The following is a 15,839-nucleotide window of genomic DNA, read 5'->3' as shown; positions in this document are numbered from 1 at the left end:
CCTCCGGATTTGCGCTGGCGCGGGGTGGAGCAGCCCGGTAGCTCGTCAGGCTCATAACCTGAAGGCCGCAGGTTCAAATCCTGCCCCCGCAACCACTGATACCGACACTCCCGTGAGTCCAGCTCCGGGAGTTTTTGTTTTTTGGGCCTTTTCAGCAGTTTGCCGTTCGATCCAGTTCAGGATCGTACCTAGTTCTCCGTACAATAAAGCGTCGATTTCGCCCCTTGCCTTACCAGGTGAAAGCACGATCTTTTCGATTAAGGTCCGCAGGACTTCTGCAGCCTGCACTCTGTCCTCCGGCTGATTGAGTGTTGCGGTGAGATCCGCCACTTTTTTCGCGTAGATTGCCGAAGCACTTGGCAACAAGTCGGGCACATCTTGCGGACTCTCAGCCAGAAGTTCTCTCAGTTCGTCCTTACGAGCTTCGAGCGCGTCCATCTCGCACTTCATACTGGGCAGTCGTATTGCGCCAGCCCGTATCATCAACGATGATGCCGACGCGCTTACCGTCCAATGTTTGCGGCATAGTGCGGTCTTTCCAATGGCCCGCGAGCTGTCCAGATCTTTCGATCAATGTCGCTAATATGCCTTCCGGCAAAGAATGGAATTCGAGAAAATCTCTATCGCTCTGAAAATTCATACCAGCACCGTTTGCGAACGTGGAAAGGTTGCTGGCACGATCCCGGACGAGCCTGCATGTCCTCAACGTATCTGGTTTTGGTGATGGCGCAATGTCCGCAGATGGCGCAAAGCTGCTGCACGTTTCGCCGAAGCGGTCGTCACAATACGAGATCCGAGAACGGGAATATTACCACTCACACTGGTGATTGACGAGTTCCACTGTCATGGCATCAGAGGGCATCTGGCTGCGCCTGGCCTATGCAAGAAGCGCAGCGCCGCGAAGCTCGTTCATTTGGCCGGGCTGCCGATCATCCGCAGGTGTCGGATCTCGACGGGTCTTGCCAGCAGTGTGTCGATCTCAGACAGAAGCGGCATGAGATGCGGCATTTTCATGTGCTGGTCCAGATCTTCCTGGCTTCTCCAATTTTCGTAGAATACGAAAACACAATCATCGGCCGCATCCACATGGAAATCGTAGTTTAAGCAGCCGGCTTCCGCCCGTGTCGGGGCAACTTGCTTGGTGAGAAGGGCCTCGAGTTCATCGCGGCATTCCGGGCGGGCGGTGACGGTTCCGATGATCGTCACGGTCATGATGCGGTCCTTTTCTGGCTGAGGGCGACAGCGAGGATGATGATCCCGCCGCGCGCGATAAGCTGCTGGCTGAACTCCAGGCCCATGAGGATCAGGCCGTTGTTAATCAGGCCGATCATCAGCGCGCCAACAATGGTGCCGGCAACCGTGCCTTTCCCGCCGAACAGGCTCGTGCCGCCGAGCACCGCGGCTGCGATGACCGAAAGCTCGTCACCTTCGCCGAGCTGGAAGCGGCCGGACTGCAGACGCCCTGCGTAGAGCATGCCTGCCAGAGCCGCCGCGGAAGACGACATGACAAGAACCTTGAACTTGATGTTGCGGGTATCTATGCCGGAATAGCGTGCCGCGGTTTCGCCGCCACCGGTCGCCAGGACCCGCCGGCCGAAACCGGTGCGCCTTAGCACCAGGTGGCCAATCACGCCGAGGACGAGCATCCAGATCAGCAGCACCGGGATGCGGCCGAGATTGCCGCCTCCGAACAGCCAGGAATAGCCGGGGGACAGGATCGGAACCGCAGCGGTTGCAGAAATCCACATGGCCACGCCCTTGGCAATACCCATCATCGCCAGCGTGGTGAGGAAGGATGGTATGCCGATGCGGGTGGTCAGCCATCCATTGAAGCACCCGACCGCGATGCCCGTGGCGATGCCAGCCAGCACGCCCGCAAAAGGTCCGCCGACGGCGATTGCCATGGCAACGGTGACGGTCGTCAGGCCGGCCACCGCGCCGACAGAGAGGTCGATCTCGCCGGCTGACAGCACAAAGGTAATCGCAATCGCCATCACGGCGATCATCGCCGTCTGCCGGACGATGTTGAGCAGATTGTTGGGCGTGAGGAAGCCCTTGTCGTTCAGGGTGACGGCGAAGACGACGAAGATGACGATGAAGCCGATGTAGATGATATTCTGGCGCCAGTCGGCAGCGAAACGCTTAAGCATTGGTTCTCTCCTGGGCTGCGAGCGCCCGCTGTATCTCGGTCTGGAGCTTCTGCTCGGCTGCCTGCAGGCGGTGGGCCAGATCATCGGCCGAGACGGCCCGATCGTCGAAGGCTTCGCGCGGAAGATCCGAGTGGATGCGGCCGTCCGCCATGACAAGAATCCGGTCGCAGGCGGTCAGCAATTCCGACAGCTCGGACGAAATCATGATGATCGCCTTGCCTGATGCGGCAAGGTCGCGCACAAGCCGGATGATTTCCGATTTCGAGCCGATGTCGATGCCCGCCGTCGGCTCGTCGAGAATGAGAATGTCAGGATCGGTGGCGAGCCACTTGCCGATCACCACCTTCTGCTGGTTGCCGCCCGACAGCGTGGCGACCGCATGGTCGCGGCTGGCGGTCTTGATCGAGAGGCGGCTGATCTGCCTGTCGGTTAGGTCGGCTGCGGCTTTTCTGTCGACAACACCAGCGCGCGAGAGACGCTCGATGACCGCCAGAACCATGTTGGAGGCAACGGAATGGGCCGGGATGATGCCTTGGGTCGCCCGTGCTTCCGGCACCAGCGCCACACCACAGGCGATCGCATCGCTGGGCTTGCGGATGCTGACCGGCCTGCCCTTGATGCGGACCGAGCCGCTTGCTGCAGGCTCGATGCCCGCGATGAGCCGGGCGAGCGAAGACCGTCCCGATCCCAGCAGACCGGCAAGCCCCAGAACCTCCCCCGCATGAAGCTTGAAGGACACATGCTCAAGCTTGTGGACGCCGCTGACATCGGACACCTCAAGGAGAACCTCGCCTCTTGCCGACGATCCGCGCACCACATCCGACAGGCCCTTGGAGCGCTTGCCAACTATATGTTCGATCATCGTGTCTATCGGCAGCTCGGAGAGCGGCGCAGTGATCACGTGCCGGCCGTCACGCAGAATGGTGGCGCGGTCGGCGATGCGGGCGATCTCGTCCATGCGATGGCTGACATAGATGATCGCGACACCCTTGGCCTTCAGCTTCTGAAGGAAGACGAACAGGCGCTCGACGTCGGAAACGGCGAGCGCAGTCGAGGGCTCGTCGAGGACGAGAACCTTCGCATCCTGCGAAATCGCCTTGGCGATTTCGGTCAACTGCTTCTGTCCGGCACCGAGATCACCGACCAGGGCGCGGGGATCGACCGAGACCTCGAGCCGCGCGAAAAGCTCCGCAGCGCGGCGTTCGGCCTCTGCATCGTCGATCAGGCCCATGCCGGTGCGGCTTTCGCGCGTCAGGAACACATTCTGCGCCACGGTCAGCGTCGGAATCAGGCTCATTTCCTGGTAGTTCATGGCTATGCCGGCGTCACGCGACTCTTCCGGCACATGGGTCGTCAATTCGCGTCCGGCGACGATAATTCTGCCGGAATCTGGCCGATGAACCCCGTTGAGGATCTTGAGGATGGTGGATTTGCCAGCGCCGTTGCCGCCCAGAAGGGCATGGACCTCGCCGGGCAGCACCTCGAGATCGACCCCTTCGAGGGCGCGGACGCCACCGAAGGACTTCGAAATGCCTGTCATCCGGACGGCAGCGATACTGGCGTTCATCCCACTCTCTCCCATACGCCGCTCTCGCCGGAACGGATGAAGGCATCCGCGACGAGTTCGGTCAGCAGGCCGTCTTCGAAATTGGGGCTCGGCTGCTTGCCCTTCGCGATTGCCTGGAAGAAGTCGTAGCATTCGACGATCTTCGTTTCCGAATAGCCGATGCCGAGGCCGGGAATAGGCCAGAGACCGCCGCCATAGGGGTGCGCCGGGCCGGTGTACACGGTGCGGAAGCCGCGCGCATCCGCCGGATCATCCGCGAACATCACCTGCAGCTCGTCGCGGCGTTCGTAGTTGAAGTGGATCGAACCCTTCGTGCCGTGGATTTCAAGCGTGATGAAATTGTTGCGGCCATAGGCGTTTCGGGTGGCTTCCAGGCTGCCGATCGCGCCATTGGCAAATTTCAACATGGAAACGACTTCGTCGTCCACATCGACATCGCCGCGCTCGGCATCGGCCGCTTTTTCGGCCGCACCCAGCTTGTCGATGCCGCCCTGCTGCAGCGGACGGGTCTTGTTGTAGGTCGTGGTGAGCGCGATGACTTCCGCAATCGGGCCGACAAGATAGTGCGCGAGATCGACCACATGGGTGCCGATATCGCCAACCGCGCCGGAACCGGCAATCTTCTTCTGGAAGCGCCACGAGAGCGGTGAATCCGGGTCCGCTGACCAATCCTGCAGATAGGTGCCGCGGAAATTCAGGATGCGGCCGATCCGGCCTTCCTCGAGGTATTTCTTCGCCAGTGCCACCGCCGGCGTGCGGCGATAGTTGAATGCCACCATGTTGACGACGCCGGCCGCCTTCGCGGCCTCCGCCATGGCGCGGGCTTCCTCGACAGTGCGGGCCAGCGGCTTTTCGCAGATGATATGCTTACCGGCCCTTGCAGCCTCGATCGCGATTTCGGCATGGACATTGTTCGGTGTGCAGATGTCAACCACATCGACATCCGGTCGGTTGACTGTGGCGCGCCAGTCCGAGGAGGCTTCCTCGAAGCCGAAGCGCTGGCGGGCTTCCTCGGCCATGCCATCGGTCACATCCACCACCACCTTGCGGTGCGGAATAGCCGGGGCCGGCCAGAAGAACATCGGCATGGCAGCATAGGCCATGGCATGCGCCTTGCCCATGAAGCCGCCGCCGATCATGGCGACGTTCATCACTTTCGTCATCGAGGTGTCTCCTGATTTGCTGCAGCCACAGGCTGCTCAATATGCCGGTGGGATCAGCGATCCCCTTGAACCGGGCTCTCTTCGCGCGGCGCGGATGTTCCGTGCCGCGCGCTGTCGGCAGCTTAGTTTCCGAGGCTGGACTTGACGTTGGCTGTCGCCTCGGTCGAATAGACAGTCTTCCAGGCATCCAGCAGCGTGTCGCGGGTGACCGGCAAAGCCGGCAACGCGACGAAGGCCGGGGCCGTCTTGCCGAGAAGGGCATAACCGGCGAGCTTGGCTTCGACGACGCCTGCATCGTAAGGACGCTGGGCGCCGAGACCTTTGATGAAACCGTTCTGGGCCATCGAGATCGCCACGTTTTCGCCGAGGTCGATCGTGGTGATGATCAGGTCGTCCCGTCCGGCATTGCGCGCGGCGGCGATGACGCCTTCGGCGGGCACGTCCCAGACCGCCCAGATGCCCTTGACGTTCGGATTGGACGTCAGAATTGCACCGGCGGCCTTTTCCGCATCACCAGAGAAATCCGGACCGCCGATGCCCTGCTCGGCAACGATCTTGATATCGGGATAGTCCGATGCGACGGTCTTCTTGAAGGCATCATAGCGCTGTTTGGTCACGAAGAAATCCGCGGCGTGGAACACCAGGCCGATCTCGCCCTTGCCGCCCAGCGCCTTGGCCATCAGATGCGCCGAGGCGACACCATTGCCGTAATTGTCGGCGGAAACGACGGAGACGTAGTCCTTGCCTGCCTTGAAGCCAGCCGGCACGTTGTCCATGAACACTAGCTTGACGCCGGCATCGGCTGCAGCCTTGTAGGCGGATGCGGTCGCCGTCGGATCGGTCGGGATCGAGACGATGATGCTCGGCTTCTGCGCCATGATCGTCTCGAGGTCGGCGACCTGCTTTTCCGGCTTGAAGCCGGCGTCGGTGACCGCGATGACCTTGATACCCATGGCCGCGAACTGCGTCTGCAAGCCATTGATCTGGGCGCGAGACCAGTCATTGCCGCCGTAATGCATGACGATGGCGGCCGTGGCACCCATGCCCTTGACCTTGGCGAGTTCCTCATCGGAAAGCTTCACGCCGGAGGCCGGCGACGGGTCTTCACCGGACGGGCCCTTGGACAGAACCGTATCCTGCAGCTTGGCGAGCGCAGCATCGGGATCGGCGGCAAATGTCGGGGCCGCGATGGACATGGCTGCCGCGATGGCCGCGGAGCACAAAAGAATGCGTCTGGTAATCATGGTTTCCTCCCGTGGGTGGGGCCTTGCCCCGGCGGCCTTCAATCCTTCTTGGGATTGGCCGATTTCAGATAGGTCATGCTGGCAAGAGCGCCCTCCAGCGGGTCGGGCCAGGCATCGAGTTCGGCGCAGATCCAGCCGGCAAAGCCGATCTCGCGCAAGGCGGCAACGATGCCGTCGGTCGGCACGTCACCCCGATCAAGGGGCGTGAAGGCGAAAGGCTCTCGCTGCAGGCCCTTGAGATGGACATAGGAAATGCGGGACGCGTGATCCCGGATGAGCTTTGAGGGATCACCACCGGCTGCGGCGAGGTGCGCCGTGTCCGGGCAGAAATCGATACCCGTCAGTCCGAAGATCTTGGCAACCTCCTCCGGTCCTTCCACGATCGTCGAGAGATGGGGATGATAATGGGCGCGCAGGCCGCGTGCGCTTGCAATCTCCCCGACCCGATCCAGCGCTGCGGCAAGCTTGTGAAAATCTGCCTCCCGCGTTCCGTCGAAACGCTTTGCGCCACCACCGACAACCAGATGCAGGGCACCGAGCTCGGCTGCCCGATCCGCCGCACGGGTTACCCGTGCCAGCTCCTCGGGCAGGATGTCGTCGAAGATGAAGTTTCCGCCGGCATAGGCCGCGACCAGGATCAAGCCATTGTCGGACAGCAGGGCGCGCATGTCCCCGGCGGAGAAGTCGAGCAGGTTGCCGTCGAAGAGTTCCACGCCCTCGTAGCCTGCCGCCGCGATATCGGCAAAGGCGCGCCGCATGTCGCCGAAGGTTCGGTAAGAGAGCTGTGTGATCGAGGTGACGCCGACGGCGCTTCCGCCCAGCTCCCCCCAGCAGTTGGCATGATAGGCGAGTTTGCAGCCATCCATGGTCCTCTCCTCCTCAAGATATTCCCACCAGATGCCGACCTTAGTGCGCTCGAATAAAACACATGTCAACATTTAAAATGCATTTAGTGGCTTACTTATGCTGATTTAATGCAAAAGATTGTTGTTGCGCGTCTCAAGGCGAGGATTTATCAAGGCTTAACCGCTTGGTTCGGGCGAAAGGAACAGACATGCCTGCGACGGCGAAGATGGACGCCGATCTACAGCCCCGCCGAAAGGGCCGACCGCGCACGGCGGAGACGGCTGCGCCCAGCCTTGTGGAAATCCTCAACCTGGTGCGCACGGAGAAGGCCACGACTCGGCAGGAGCTGGAGCGCGAGAGCGAACTCGGTCGCGCCGTGGTGGCGGATCGTCTGGGCACGCTCACCGAGCTTGGGCTTGTCGATGAGAGCGAGCTGGGGACGGCCACAGGCGGACGGGCGCCGCGGCTTGTGCAATTTTCCGCTCATCGCGGTAGCATTCTCGTCGCTACTCTCGATCAGACAGCGCTGGGTGTCGGCCTCGCTGATCTCGGTGGCAACCTCAAGATGGAGCATCACGAGGCGGCAGATCTGACACAGCCCGTCTCTGCGCTGCTTGACCGGCTCACCACGCTGTTACGCTGGATTGTCGACATGCAGCCGGATGCCGGTGAGTTGTGGGGCATCTCCATTTCGGTGCCGGGCGTGGTGACTGATGGCGGCGAAAGCTTCTTTCAGAGTGCCACGCCTCCGGTCCTGCCGGGCTGGGAAAGCTTCCCCCTGGTCGAGAAACTGGTCGAGGCCTTCGACGTGCCCGTCTGGCTGCGCTCCAGTGTCGAGACCATGACGATGGGTGAGTTTCACTCCGGCGCTGGTGTGGGCCATCGGGCGATGCTGTTCGTCAAGGTCGGCAAGCGCATCGGTGCCGGACTGATCAGCGATGGCGCGCTGTTCCGGGGTGCGCAAGGCGCGGTCGGCCTGATCGGCTCTGTGCCCGTCAGCACGGGGGAGCGGCACGGAACGCTGGAATCCATGGCCGGCTCGGAGGCGATCATTCGTGATGGCCGGATCCAGGCGGAAAAAGGCTTGAGCCCGATCCTCGCCGAGCATGTGCGGCGCGGCGGCGAGGTCACGGCAATCGAAGTGGCGCAGGCGGCGCGTATGGGCGATGTGGCGGCCATCGACATCCTGTCGCAAAGCGGGCGCATGATCGGGCAGGTCGTGGCGACGCTCGCCAACATGCTGAACCCGGAGCTGATCGTGCTCTCCGGATCGATTGCCCAGAGCAATGATATCCTGCTGGCAGCGGCTCGCGAGGCCATCTATGGCGCATCCCATCCGCTCGTCAGCCGCGACCTGCAGATCATCCGCTCACAGATGGGCAGTTCCTCCGGCCTTGTCGGTGCCGCCATCGTGGCAACGGAAAGCCTGTTCTCGCCCACCGTCCTGCGCGACTGGATCATGGCCGGGCGCCCGCAGGCGCATCCACAATTCGAGGCTCTTCGCGGCCGGCTAGAGACGCAGACCGCGGCCGTTGCCGCGGCCATGCCGCCTCCGAAAGCATGAGGTGCGTCGATGGTGATTGAAGGACTTGGTCCCCATGGCGAACGCGCCTCCGCGCCTGAACGGGTCTTGCTTCTGCCGGAGGACAAGGCGCGGGCAAGGGCTGCGGGCCTGCGCGTCGCGATCGTGCTGCATACGCTGGCGAGCGACTGGGCCAAACAGCAACTGGCCGGCATCGTCGGAACGCTCGGGGATTGCGGCGTGGCGGTCATCGATGTCGTCGATTGCGGCTTCATGCCGGAGGTGCAGATCGAGGCGCTGGACCGGCTGATCCGCGAAGCGCCGGACGCCATCATTTCGCTCCCGGTCGCCAATGCGAAGGTCGCCGCCGCCCATGCCCGCGTATCTGCGGCCGGAATCAAGCTCGTGCTGCTTGACAATGTCCCGACCGGTCTGCTGCCGGGCAAAGATTACGTGTCGCTGATTTCAGCCGACAATTTCGGTCTCGGCAAGATGGCGGCGGAAGGCATTGCACCCCATCTCACAGAGGAAGGCGATGTCGGCGTACTCGGCTACGACTCCGATTTTTTCGCGACCAACGAGCGCGAGATCGCCTTTGTGAAATGGATGCGGATCAACCGACCGCGCCACCGCCTTCATGTCGCCCGATTCCCGTCGCTTGCGGAGGCGGGCACCACGGCTTCGGTGCTGGCAAAAAAGCATCCGGGCCTCAAGGGCCTGTTCGTGGTCTGGGATACACCCGCGATCGCGGCCGCTGCCGCCTTGGCCTCTGCAGGACTATCCGTTCCGATCGGCACCGTCGATCTCGGCAAGGACGCCGCCATCAGCCTGTCCGGCGGCGGACCGATCGTCACGATCGCGGCCCAGCAGCCGTTCCGGCAGGGTCAGTCGGCCGCCTCGACAACGGTCACCGCCCTCCTCAATCGCCTGACGCCAGCCTGGGTTGCCCTGCCCGGCGTCTTGGTCACTGCTTCCAATGTCGTGGAATGTTTCCAAACGATCTGGCGATCTCCTGCACCTCGAGAAGTCTTGAGGCAGCAGAACCTTCTCCGCTGAGCTTGGAGGGTCGGAAGGTTGCTGCCATTCTTGAACGGTTTTCCGGTGAGCCAAGACGTGAACCGACAAGACCCAGGTGGCATCGCCGAACTACGCCTTTGCCTTCCGCTCTGTCCCTGCGGCGGGCAAGTCGACGACTGACGCGTACACTTACGCCAAGCGACTGCGCATGGGCCTGTCGCGTCTTGCCAGACAATCGATCAACGACAACCGCCACCGTGTCGCCGGCATAATCGACGAACAGTTTGTCGCCCGCCATATGATCCTGCCGCATCGTCACCGGCAGCTTCAACGCCCAGCCGCGATACAGGTCGCAGTACCGACTATAGCGATAGCCATCGGGATGAAGACCGATGTATTCGTCCCATAGGATCTGCAGCGTCATATGCTTGCGCTTCAGCTCGCGATGGACCTGTTCCCAGTCAGGCTCCGGTGCGCGGCGGTGTCCTATCTTCGTTCCGGCCGCCTTGTAAAGCGCTGCCTCCAGGACCGTATCGCTGACGTCGTCGCCCAAAGGCCACGACAACCCGGCAACCGCTGCCCGCCGTAGCGTCTCGCGCACCGTCGACGGCGCAGTCCCAACCCGCACCGCAATCGACTTGTGCCCAAGTCTTTGCTCAAAGCGATATCTCAGTATCTCGCGGACACGCCGCATCTCCAGTCTCTCCGCAGGCATACCGTTCCTTCCCTGTCACCATCGACGGAAGGAACTTCACACCTGCAGAACACCCTTGCCAGATGCCCGCCAAAGGGGGCGGCATCATCTCGGAATAAGGGGGCGGCTATTTCTCGGAATTGGGGGGCGACATCATTTCGGAATCAGGGGGCGGATTGCCTCGGAATTTGCAGACCTCGCCCGTGCGACACTCTACTGGATGATCACGCGGGCACTCGACAAGTCGACCGAGGGGCAGCTCGAGATGATGCAGGCGCACATCGTGGACTTGATCGCTAGCCAAGGGTTCGATGAAGCGGCGTCCTATGCCGTGTTCGATGATCTCATCGAGAAATACAAGGATGGCCGCTGGCGCTTCCGGCGCAAGGTCCACCTCATCGACAAGCCTGACGATCTCGATCTGGACGTTTGATCTCCGACCTTGTCGCTGCGGTTCCGTTCGTGCTGCCGCCAGCTTCCTCGTTGCAAACGATGTTTGCCTTCTTGAGTGCGTTTCCCCCCGTTACTCCTTTAAACGACGTTTGATTCTGAATCGTTTTTCTGGAGGCGTTTCAGTGGTAGCGGGGAAATAATTTCCGCGCAGAAACCGGTCCTTTATTGCTCTGGAAACTCCAGCTTGCGGACATCATAACCGAGTTGGCTCGCCTTACGCACCATTGTCTTCAGTTTCGCCTTGGACGGTACGGTTCGCGCGTAGATCCAGAGGTTGGTCATGTCCGGGTCGGCGCTGATGAACCAAGATTTGTCAGGTGCCTTGTACAGAATCCAATAATTGAACGTGATGAGAAGAGGATAGTGAACCCGCATCCTGGCGTTGGTCGATCCGAAGTCGAGGATACGGCCGGTTCCTTCGACGGTTTTCAGGCGGCCTTTGGGGGTATCCACGTGGCAGCCGTCTTCCACAGCGATTTCACCTCGTTCCTTGCCTGGCCTGTATGTCGAATATCCTGCGACACAACCATCGGTCAGCCACATCGGCCGGCGGCCGATCTCAAGCCAGGTCCCGCGATAGTGATCCATGCCGACTGCAACCGGCTTCGCCTCTGCCCATGCCTGTGCCGAATAGCCGTAAAAGGCTGTGAATATCAGTGCTGTGGCACTGATCGTCCTGAACACTCCCTGCATGTCTTCCTCCTTTTTCTCGTAGACTTCGATTTGCCTAACTCGCATCCGAGCTGGCCTGCTCGCGCGCTCTTTCGACCCCGGCGTAGCGCAGAGCGATAAACGCCAGCAGACTGGCGACGGCAAAGGCGTTGAGGTCGAAAAGGGTTAAGAGCTCTGCGTCGGTCCAAACATGCAGCGGTGGGCCGATGAAGCTGCGCGAGACCATGAAGACGACAAATACCAGACCGACCAGTCCCCGCTGCCACCATTTCTCGTCCGGGCGAAACGCGATCGCCACCAGCATGATGCAAGCGGCAAAGAACAGCTCCGTGCCGGAGCCTGGACCGAAAAGCTTGGTCTCGAACAAGGTGTCGAAGGTTCCGAAGAGCGGCAGCGCTATCCGTGCTGCGAGTGGGAACCGGCGCGCTAAAAATGGGATGGCGAGGAAAAATGGTGCCGACAGCAAGGTGCCGAGAGACGCCGCCACGCCGCTTCCGACCAGATACCAGACATAGAGCGGATAGAAGGGTTTGTTCAGCGCGACCACCCAGGCGATCGTAGCGGTCGCCTGGGTCAGTGGGTCAAGCCGTATAACCTTCTTCGACATTATACCGCCGGCGCCAGAAGATAGTGACCGACACCCCAAACCTCACCATTGTCGTGACCGAACAGACCGGCTGTCGCCAGGAAGAAAAGCCGCCAGCGGCGCTGCCAGAGCGAGGCATCCTTGCCATAGACCGCCGCAAGGATCGGCTGGATGCGGTCGATCTCACGGTCGAAATTGGCCAGCCAATCAAGTGCTGTGCTGCGATAGTGCGTGCCGGACCAGCGCCATTCCTGGTCGACCTGGAACAGGTCGCCGAAGCGATGCGGCAGGTCGTACGCCGGCATGATGCCGCCGGTGAAGAAATGATGGGCGATCCAATCGGCCGGATCGTCGTGATCGAAGCGGTATGAGCGGTTCTTGTGAGTGAAGACATGCAGGAAAAGCTTGCCGTCCGGCTTCACCCAGCCGCGCACGCGCTCAAAGAGCATCCGCCAGTTGGACATATGCTCAAACATCTCGACGGAGACGACGCGGTCAAACCGCGCATCCGTCATGAAGTCGTTCATGTCGGCGGTGATGACCTCGAGATTCGTCAGCCCATCCTTCTGGGCCAAGTCGAGGATATAGGCGCGTTGCGACGCCGAGTTCGAGACCGAGGTAATGCGTGCGTTTGGAAAATTCCGCGCCAGGTAAAGGGACAGCGAACCCCAGCCGCACCCCAGTTCCAGGATCGCCATGCCATCTGAAATGGCTGCGTGTTTTACCGTCTCGGCGAGCGCGAAAGTTTCCGCCTCGGCGATGACCGTATCCGCCGCAGGATAAAGACAGCAGGAATATTTGCGCTGCGGCCCGAGCACCAGAGCGAAAAACTCGGCCGGCACTTCGTAATGCTGGCGGTTGGCTTCGTTGGTATAGGTCGCGACCGGAAAACGGCTCATCGTCTCGACGAAATCCCGCTCCACATCCGCGGCCGTTTCGGCAAGCCGCCGCTTGGTCCGGCCGCACAGGAAATCGATGCCGGCGAGTGTCATGCCGTCGGTGAGCGGTGCTCGTTCTGCGGTATTGATGGCAAAGGCCAGCATGTTCATGAAGTGTCTCCTCCTTGGCGGTGCGAGCGGTCGGCGAGCCTGACACTCGCAAACAGTGGACAGGGATCGAAGTGATCCCCTTCTCAATGCGATCTACGGAGGAAAGGGCCCATGAGTTTCGCGGAAGTTCAAGAAATACGCACGACAGGCCGAAACTTTCTCGGCCGAGCTTTCGTACGTCCCTCAGTATCGGGAATTCTCCCGCATCCGGGGGAGAGGAATGAATGGCTTTCGATAGAGATATTGGCGGCAAGCGCCTGAACATCGCGGTAATCGGCACCGGCATATCGGGTCTGTCGGCTGCATGGCTGTTGTCGCAGCGCCATGACGTTACCGTCTTTGAGGCGGCAGACCGCATCGGTGGCCACAGCAATACGGTCGAATTCGAAAGCGCGGCGGGCCCGGTTGCCGTCGATACGGGCTTCATCGTCTACAACGAGGTCACCTATCCCAATCTCACGGCCCTGTTTCGTACCCTCGACGTGCCGACGGCGGCGTCGAACATGTCGTTTGCCGTCTCGCTGAATGACGGCGCTTTCGAATATTCCGGGGGTACGGGATTCGGCCTGTTCGCTCAGAAATCCAATCTCGCCAGCCCACGTTTCTGGTCGACGATGCGCGACCTACTGCGTTTTTACAGGACCGCCCCGCGAGATCTGGCGATCATGGGCGGCATCTCTCTGGACGATTATCTGAACCGTAAGGGCTATGGCCGTGTGTTCCGCGACGACCACCTCTACCCGATGGCCGCGGCGATCTGGTCGACGCCGGCAATGCAGGTCGGTGCCTATCCTGCCGCTAGCTTCATAAAATTCTGCTGCAATCACGGCTTGCTCGAATTGTGGAACCGCCCGGTCTGGCGCACGGTGCAGGGCGGCAGCCGGGAATATGTGGCGCGCATGACGAGCCGCTTCGCCAACAGGATCCGGCTTTCGACACCGGTTCAGGCCATCCGCCGGGTGGAGGGGAGGGTGCAACTGAACGACGCGCATGGTGAGCAGCACGTCTTCGACGATGTGGTGGTTGCGACCCATGCGGATCAGGCGCTCCGCATGCTGGCCGATGCCAGCGATGACGAGCGGCGCGTGCTCGGCGCCTTCCGTTATTCGCGCAACGAGGCGGTGCTGCATGGCGATGCCGCGCTGATGCCGAAACGCCGCGCAGCCTGGTCGAGCTGGAACTATGTTGCCGATACGCGGATTGGCGCGCGCGACGAGCCGGCCCGACCATCGATCACCTACTGGATGAACCGGTTGCAGCCGCTGGGTGCAGCGCCGCCGACATTCGTGACGCTTAATCCAGAGCGCGCGCCGCGCGAGGAAACCGTGATCCGCCGCGAAGTCTACGAGCATCCGGTCTTCGATCTCTCCACGGACCGGGCGCAGCAGGAAATCTGGACGCTGCAGGGCATGCGCAATACCTGGTTCTGCGGCGCGCATTTCGGTTCCGGCTTCCTCGAGGACGGCATTCAGGCGGGTCTTGCGGTGGCGGAAGATCTGGGTGGCCTGCGGCGGCCCTGGCAGGTTGCGCAGGAAAGCGCCCGCATCGTGCGCACGCCGCTCGCCAGACCCGTCGAGCTGCCGATTGGACTGGAGGTGCCGGCATGAGCCCGTTTGACGATTTCTCCCGCCTCCCGTTGGGTCTGGATGCCGAAGTCGGAAAACGCCGCTTCGGCGGGCGGCTGATGAAGCGCCTCATGGGCAATCTTCGCCATGGCCGTCTGCGGGTCGTGCTGCCGTCCGGCGAGGCCGTCGAGGTGATAGGCCCGGAACCGGGCCCGGACGCCGTGATCCTGATGCACCGTTGGCGGATGTTGCGTCGTGTCCTGACCGCCGGCGATATCGGTTTTGCCGAAGGGTTTCTTCAAGAGGACTGGACGACGCCGGATCTGACGGCGGTTATCCGGCTTGCCGCTCAAAACAGCGACGCGCTGGCGCCGGCCATAGACGGCAACGGCATCTTGCGGCTGCTGAACCGTGTCGGCCACCTGCTGAACGCCAATTCGAAGCGCGGCAGTCGCCGCAATATCGAAGCGCATTACGATCTTGGCAATGACTTCTACAAGCAGTGGCTCGACGCCTCGATGCTCTATTCCTCGGCGATCTTCGACCAGACCACACCGACGCTGGAGGCCGCACAACAGAAAAGGCTAGCGCGTATCCGCGAAAAACTGTGCCTGTCAGGTGGCGAGCGGGTGCTGGAAATCGGTTGTGGCTGGGGTGCGCTGGCTGCCGATCTGGCCGTCAGTTCCCGTGCGGATGTCGTCGGCATCACGCTGTCGCCCTCGCAGCTCGCCTGGGCGAAGGACGTGGTCGCGAAGGACGTGGTTGCCAACGGCGGCAAATCCGCCGACGTCGATCTCCGTCTCCAGGACTATCGCGACATGGACGGACAGTTCGACCGCATCGTCTCGATCGAGATGTTCGAAGCGGTGGGCGAAGCCTATTGGCCAAGCTATTTCGAAACCCTGAAGCGCTGCATGAAACCGGACGGGCGTGCCGTCCTCCAGATTATTTCCATCGAGGAGCGGCGGTTCGAAAGCTACCGCGGCAGCATCGACTTCATCCAGAAATACGTGTTTCCCGGCGGTTTTCTCCCGTCCGATAAAGCGCTCCAAGCCGCAGTGACCGCCGCCGGCCTGAAGCTCGTCGAAGTCGAACATTTCGGAAAGTCCTATGCCCGAACGCTGCGGGAGTGGCGGGCGCGGTTTCACGCGCGCTGGCCGGCTATCGCCGCACTTGGCTTCGACGAGCGCTTCAGGCGCCTCTGGCACTACTACCTCTGCTACTGCGAGGCGGGCTTCGAAGAAGGAAGCATCGATGTCGGCCTCTATACGATCACGCATGCGTAATTCACTGCCAAAAGGAGAACCAGGC

The 15,839-nt window shown here is 61.5% G+C and carries 14 protein-coding genes, 1 tRNA gene and 1 pseudogene; 6 read left to right on the top strand and 10 right to left on the bottom strand.

The window, feature by feature from the left end:
• Nucleotides 1–18 precede the first annotated feature (18 nt).
• Nucleotides 19–95, top strand: a tRNA-Met gene (locus ACIQJ2_RS08330).
• 814 nt (nucleotides 96–909) lie between these two features.
• Here ACIQJ2_RS08330 and ACIQJ2_RS08325 read toward each other — a convergent pair.
• From ACIQJ2_RS08325 to ACIQJ2_RS08300, 6 genes are all read right to left on the bottom strand, one after another.
• A complete protein-coding gene (locus tag ACIQJ2_RS08325; RefSeq protein WP_400668676.1) occupies nucleotides 910–1,212 on the bottom strand; it encodes a putative quinol monooxygenase in 303 nt (100 codons plus the stop codon).
• On the bottom strand, nucleotides 1,209–2,150 hold the full coding sequence (locus ACIQJ2_RS08320) for an ABC transporter permease (RefSeq protein WP_400668674.1): 942 nt from the start codon (nucleotides 2,148–2,150) through the stop codon (nucleotides 1,209–1,211). The genes ACIQJ2_RS08325 and ACIQJ2_RS08320 overlap by 4 nt, the downstream gene beginning before the upstream one ends.
• Nucleotides 2,143–3,717 (bottom strand): sugar ABC transporter ATP-binding protein, encoded by a 1,575-nt coding sequence (locus ACIQJ2_RS08315; protein WP_400668672.1) that lies wholly within the window; start codon nucleotides 3,715–3,717, stop codon nucleotides 2,143–2,145. The genes ACIQJ2_RS08320 and ACIQJ2_RS08315 overlap by 8 nt, the downstream gene beginning before the upstream one ends.
• The gene (locus ACIQJ2_RS08310) at nucleotides 3,714–4,880 is read right to left on the bottom strand and encodes a Gfo/Idh/MocA family protein (protein ID WP_400668670.1); all 1,167 of its coding nucleotides are present in this window, start codon (nucleotides 4,878–4,880) and stop codon (nucleotides 3,714–3,716) included. The genes ACIQJ2_RS08315 and ACIQJ2_RS08310 overlap by 4 nt, the downstream gene beginning before the upstream one ends.
• Nucleotides 4,881–5,002: 122 nt before the next feature.
• On the bottom strand, nucleotides 5,003–6,124 hold the full coding sequence (locus ACIQJ2_RS08305) for a substrate-binding domain-containing protein (RefSeq protein ID WP_400668667.1): 1,122 nt from the start codon (nucleotides 6,122–6,124) through the stop codon (nucleotides 5,003–5,005).
• A 38-nt stretch (nucleotides 6,125–6,162) separates the two neighbouring features.
• Nucleotides 6,163–6,990 (bottom strand): sugar phosphate isomerase/epimerase family protein, encoded by an 828-nt coding sequence (locus ACIQJ2_RS08300; protein ID WP_400668665.1) that lies wholly within the window; start codon nucleotides 6,988–6,990, stop codon nucleotides 6,163–6,165.
• 188 nt (nucleotides 6,991–7,178) lie between these two features.
• On the opposite strand from ACIQJ2_RS08300, the gene ACIQJ2_RS08295 reads away from it, so the two are divergent.
• Complete coding sequence (locus ACIQJ2_RS08295) at nucleotides 7,179–8,534, top strand: ROK family protein (RefSeq protein WP_400668663.1); 1,356 nt, start codon at nucleotides 7,179–7,181, stop codon at nucleotides 8,532–8,534.
• A 9-nt stretch (nucleotides 8,535–8,543) separates the two neighbouring features.
• Complete coding sequence (locus ACIQJ2_RS08290) at nucleotides 8,544–9,548, top strand: substrate-binding domain-containing protein (protein WP_400668661.1); 1,005 nt, start codon at nucleotides 8,544–8,546, stop codon at nucleotides 9,546–9,548.
• 169 nt (nucleotides 9,549–9,717) lie between these two features.
• On the opposite strand, the pseudogene ACIQJ2_RS08285 reads toward ACIQJ2_RS08290, so the two are convergent.
• Nucleotides 9,718–10,203, bottom strand: a pseudogene (locus tag ACIQJ2_RS08285) (IS21 family transposase); the annotation flags it as partial.
• Between the two features lie 76 nt (nucleotides 10,204–10,279).
• Between ACIQJ2_RS08285 and ACIQJ2_RS08280 the strand changes: the two are divergent.
• On the top strand, nucleotides 10,280–10,636 hold the full coding sequence (locus ACIQJ2_RS08280) for a hypothetical protein (protein WP_400668658.1): 357 nt from the start codon (nucleotides 10,280–10,282) through the stop codon (nucleotides 10,634–10,636).
• 182 nt (nucleotides 10,637–10,818) lie between these two features.
• Here the strand turns inward: ACIQJ2_RS08280 and ACIQJ2_RS08275 are convergent, their stop codons facing one another.
• The 3 genes from ACIQJ2_RS08275 to ACIQJ2_RS08265 are packed head-to-tail and all read right to left on the bottom strand — an operon-like array spanning nucleotide 10,819 to nucleotide 12,963.
• Nucleotides 10,819–11,349: a lipocalin family protein gene (locus ACIQJ2_RS08275; protein WP_400668656.1), complete on the bottom strand. Its 531-nt coding sequence runs from the start codon at nucleotides 11,347–11,349 to the stop codon at nucleotides 10,819–10,821.
• Between the two features lie 34 nt (nucleotides 11,350–11,383).
• Entirely contained in the window at nucleotides 11,384–11,935 is a 552-nt protein-coding gene (locus tag ACIQJ2_RS08270; RefSeq protein WP_400668654.1) for a hypothetical protein, read from the bottom strand.
• Nucleotides 11,935–12,963 (bottom strand): SAM-dependent methyltransferase, encoded by a 1,029-nt coding sequence (locus ACIQJ2_RS08265; protein WP_400668652.1) that lies wholly within the window; start codon nucleotides 12,961–12,963, stop codon nucleotides 11,935–11,937. The genes ACIQJ2_RS08270 and ACIQJ2_RS08265 overlap by 1 nt, the downstream gene beginning before the upstream one ends.
• Nucleotides 12,964–13,187: 224 nt before the next feature.
• On the opposite strand from ACIQJ2_RS08265, the gene ACIQJ2_RS08260 reads away from it, so the two are divergent.
• Together ACIQJ2_RS08260 and ACIQJ2_RS08255 are read left to right on the top strand one after the other, a co-directional pair.
• Complete coding sequence (locus ACIQJ2_RS08260; protein WP_400668650.1) at nucleotides 13,188–14,570, top strand: NAD(P)/FAD-dependent oxidoreductase; 1,383 nt, start codon at nucleotides 13,188–13,190, stop codon at nucleotides 14,568–14,570.
• A complete protein-coding gene (locus tag ACIQJ2_RS08255; protein ID WP_400668649.1) occupies nucleotides 14,567–15,814 on the top strand; it encodes a class I SAM-dependent methyltransferase in 1,248 nt (415 codons plus the stop codon). Before ACIQJ2_RS08260 ends, ACIQJ2_RS08255 begins: the two co-directional genes overlap by 4 nt.
• Nucleotides 15,815–15,839: the final 25 nt, after the last annotated feature.

The organism is Rhizobium sp. NPDC092011, assembly GCF_044756305.1.
Taxonomy (GTDB): domain Bacteria; phylum Pseudomonadota; class Alphaproteobacteria; order Rhizobiales; family Rhizobiaceae; genus Rhizobium.
The sequence above is the reverse complement of the archived record's forward strand: the minus strand, read 5'-3'. Positions and strand labels throughout refer to the sequence as shown.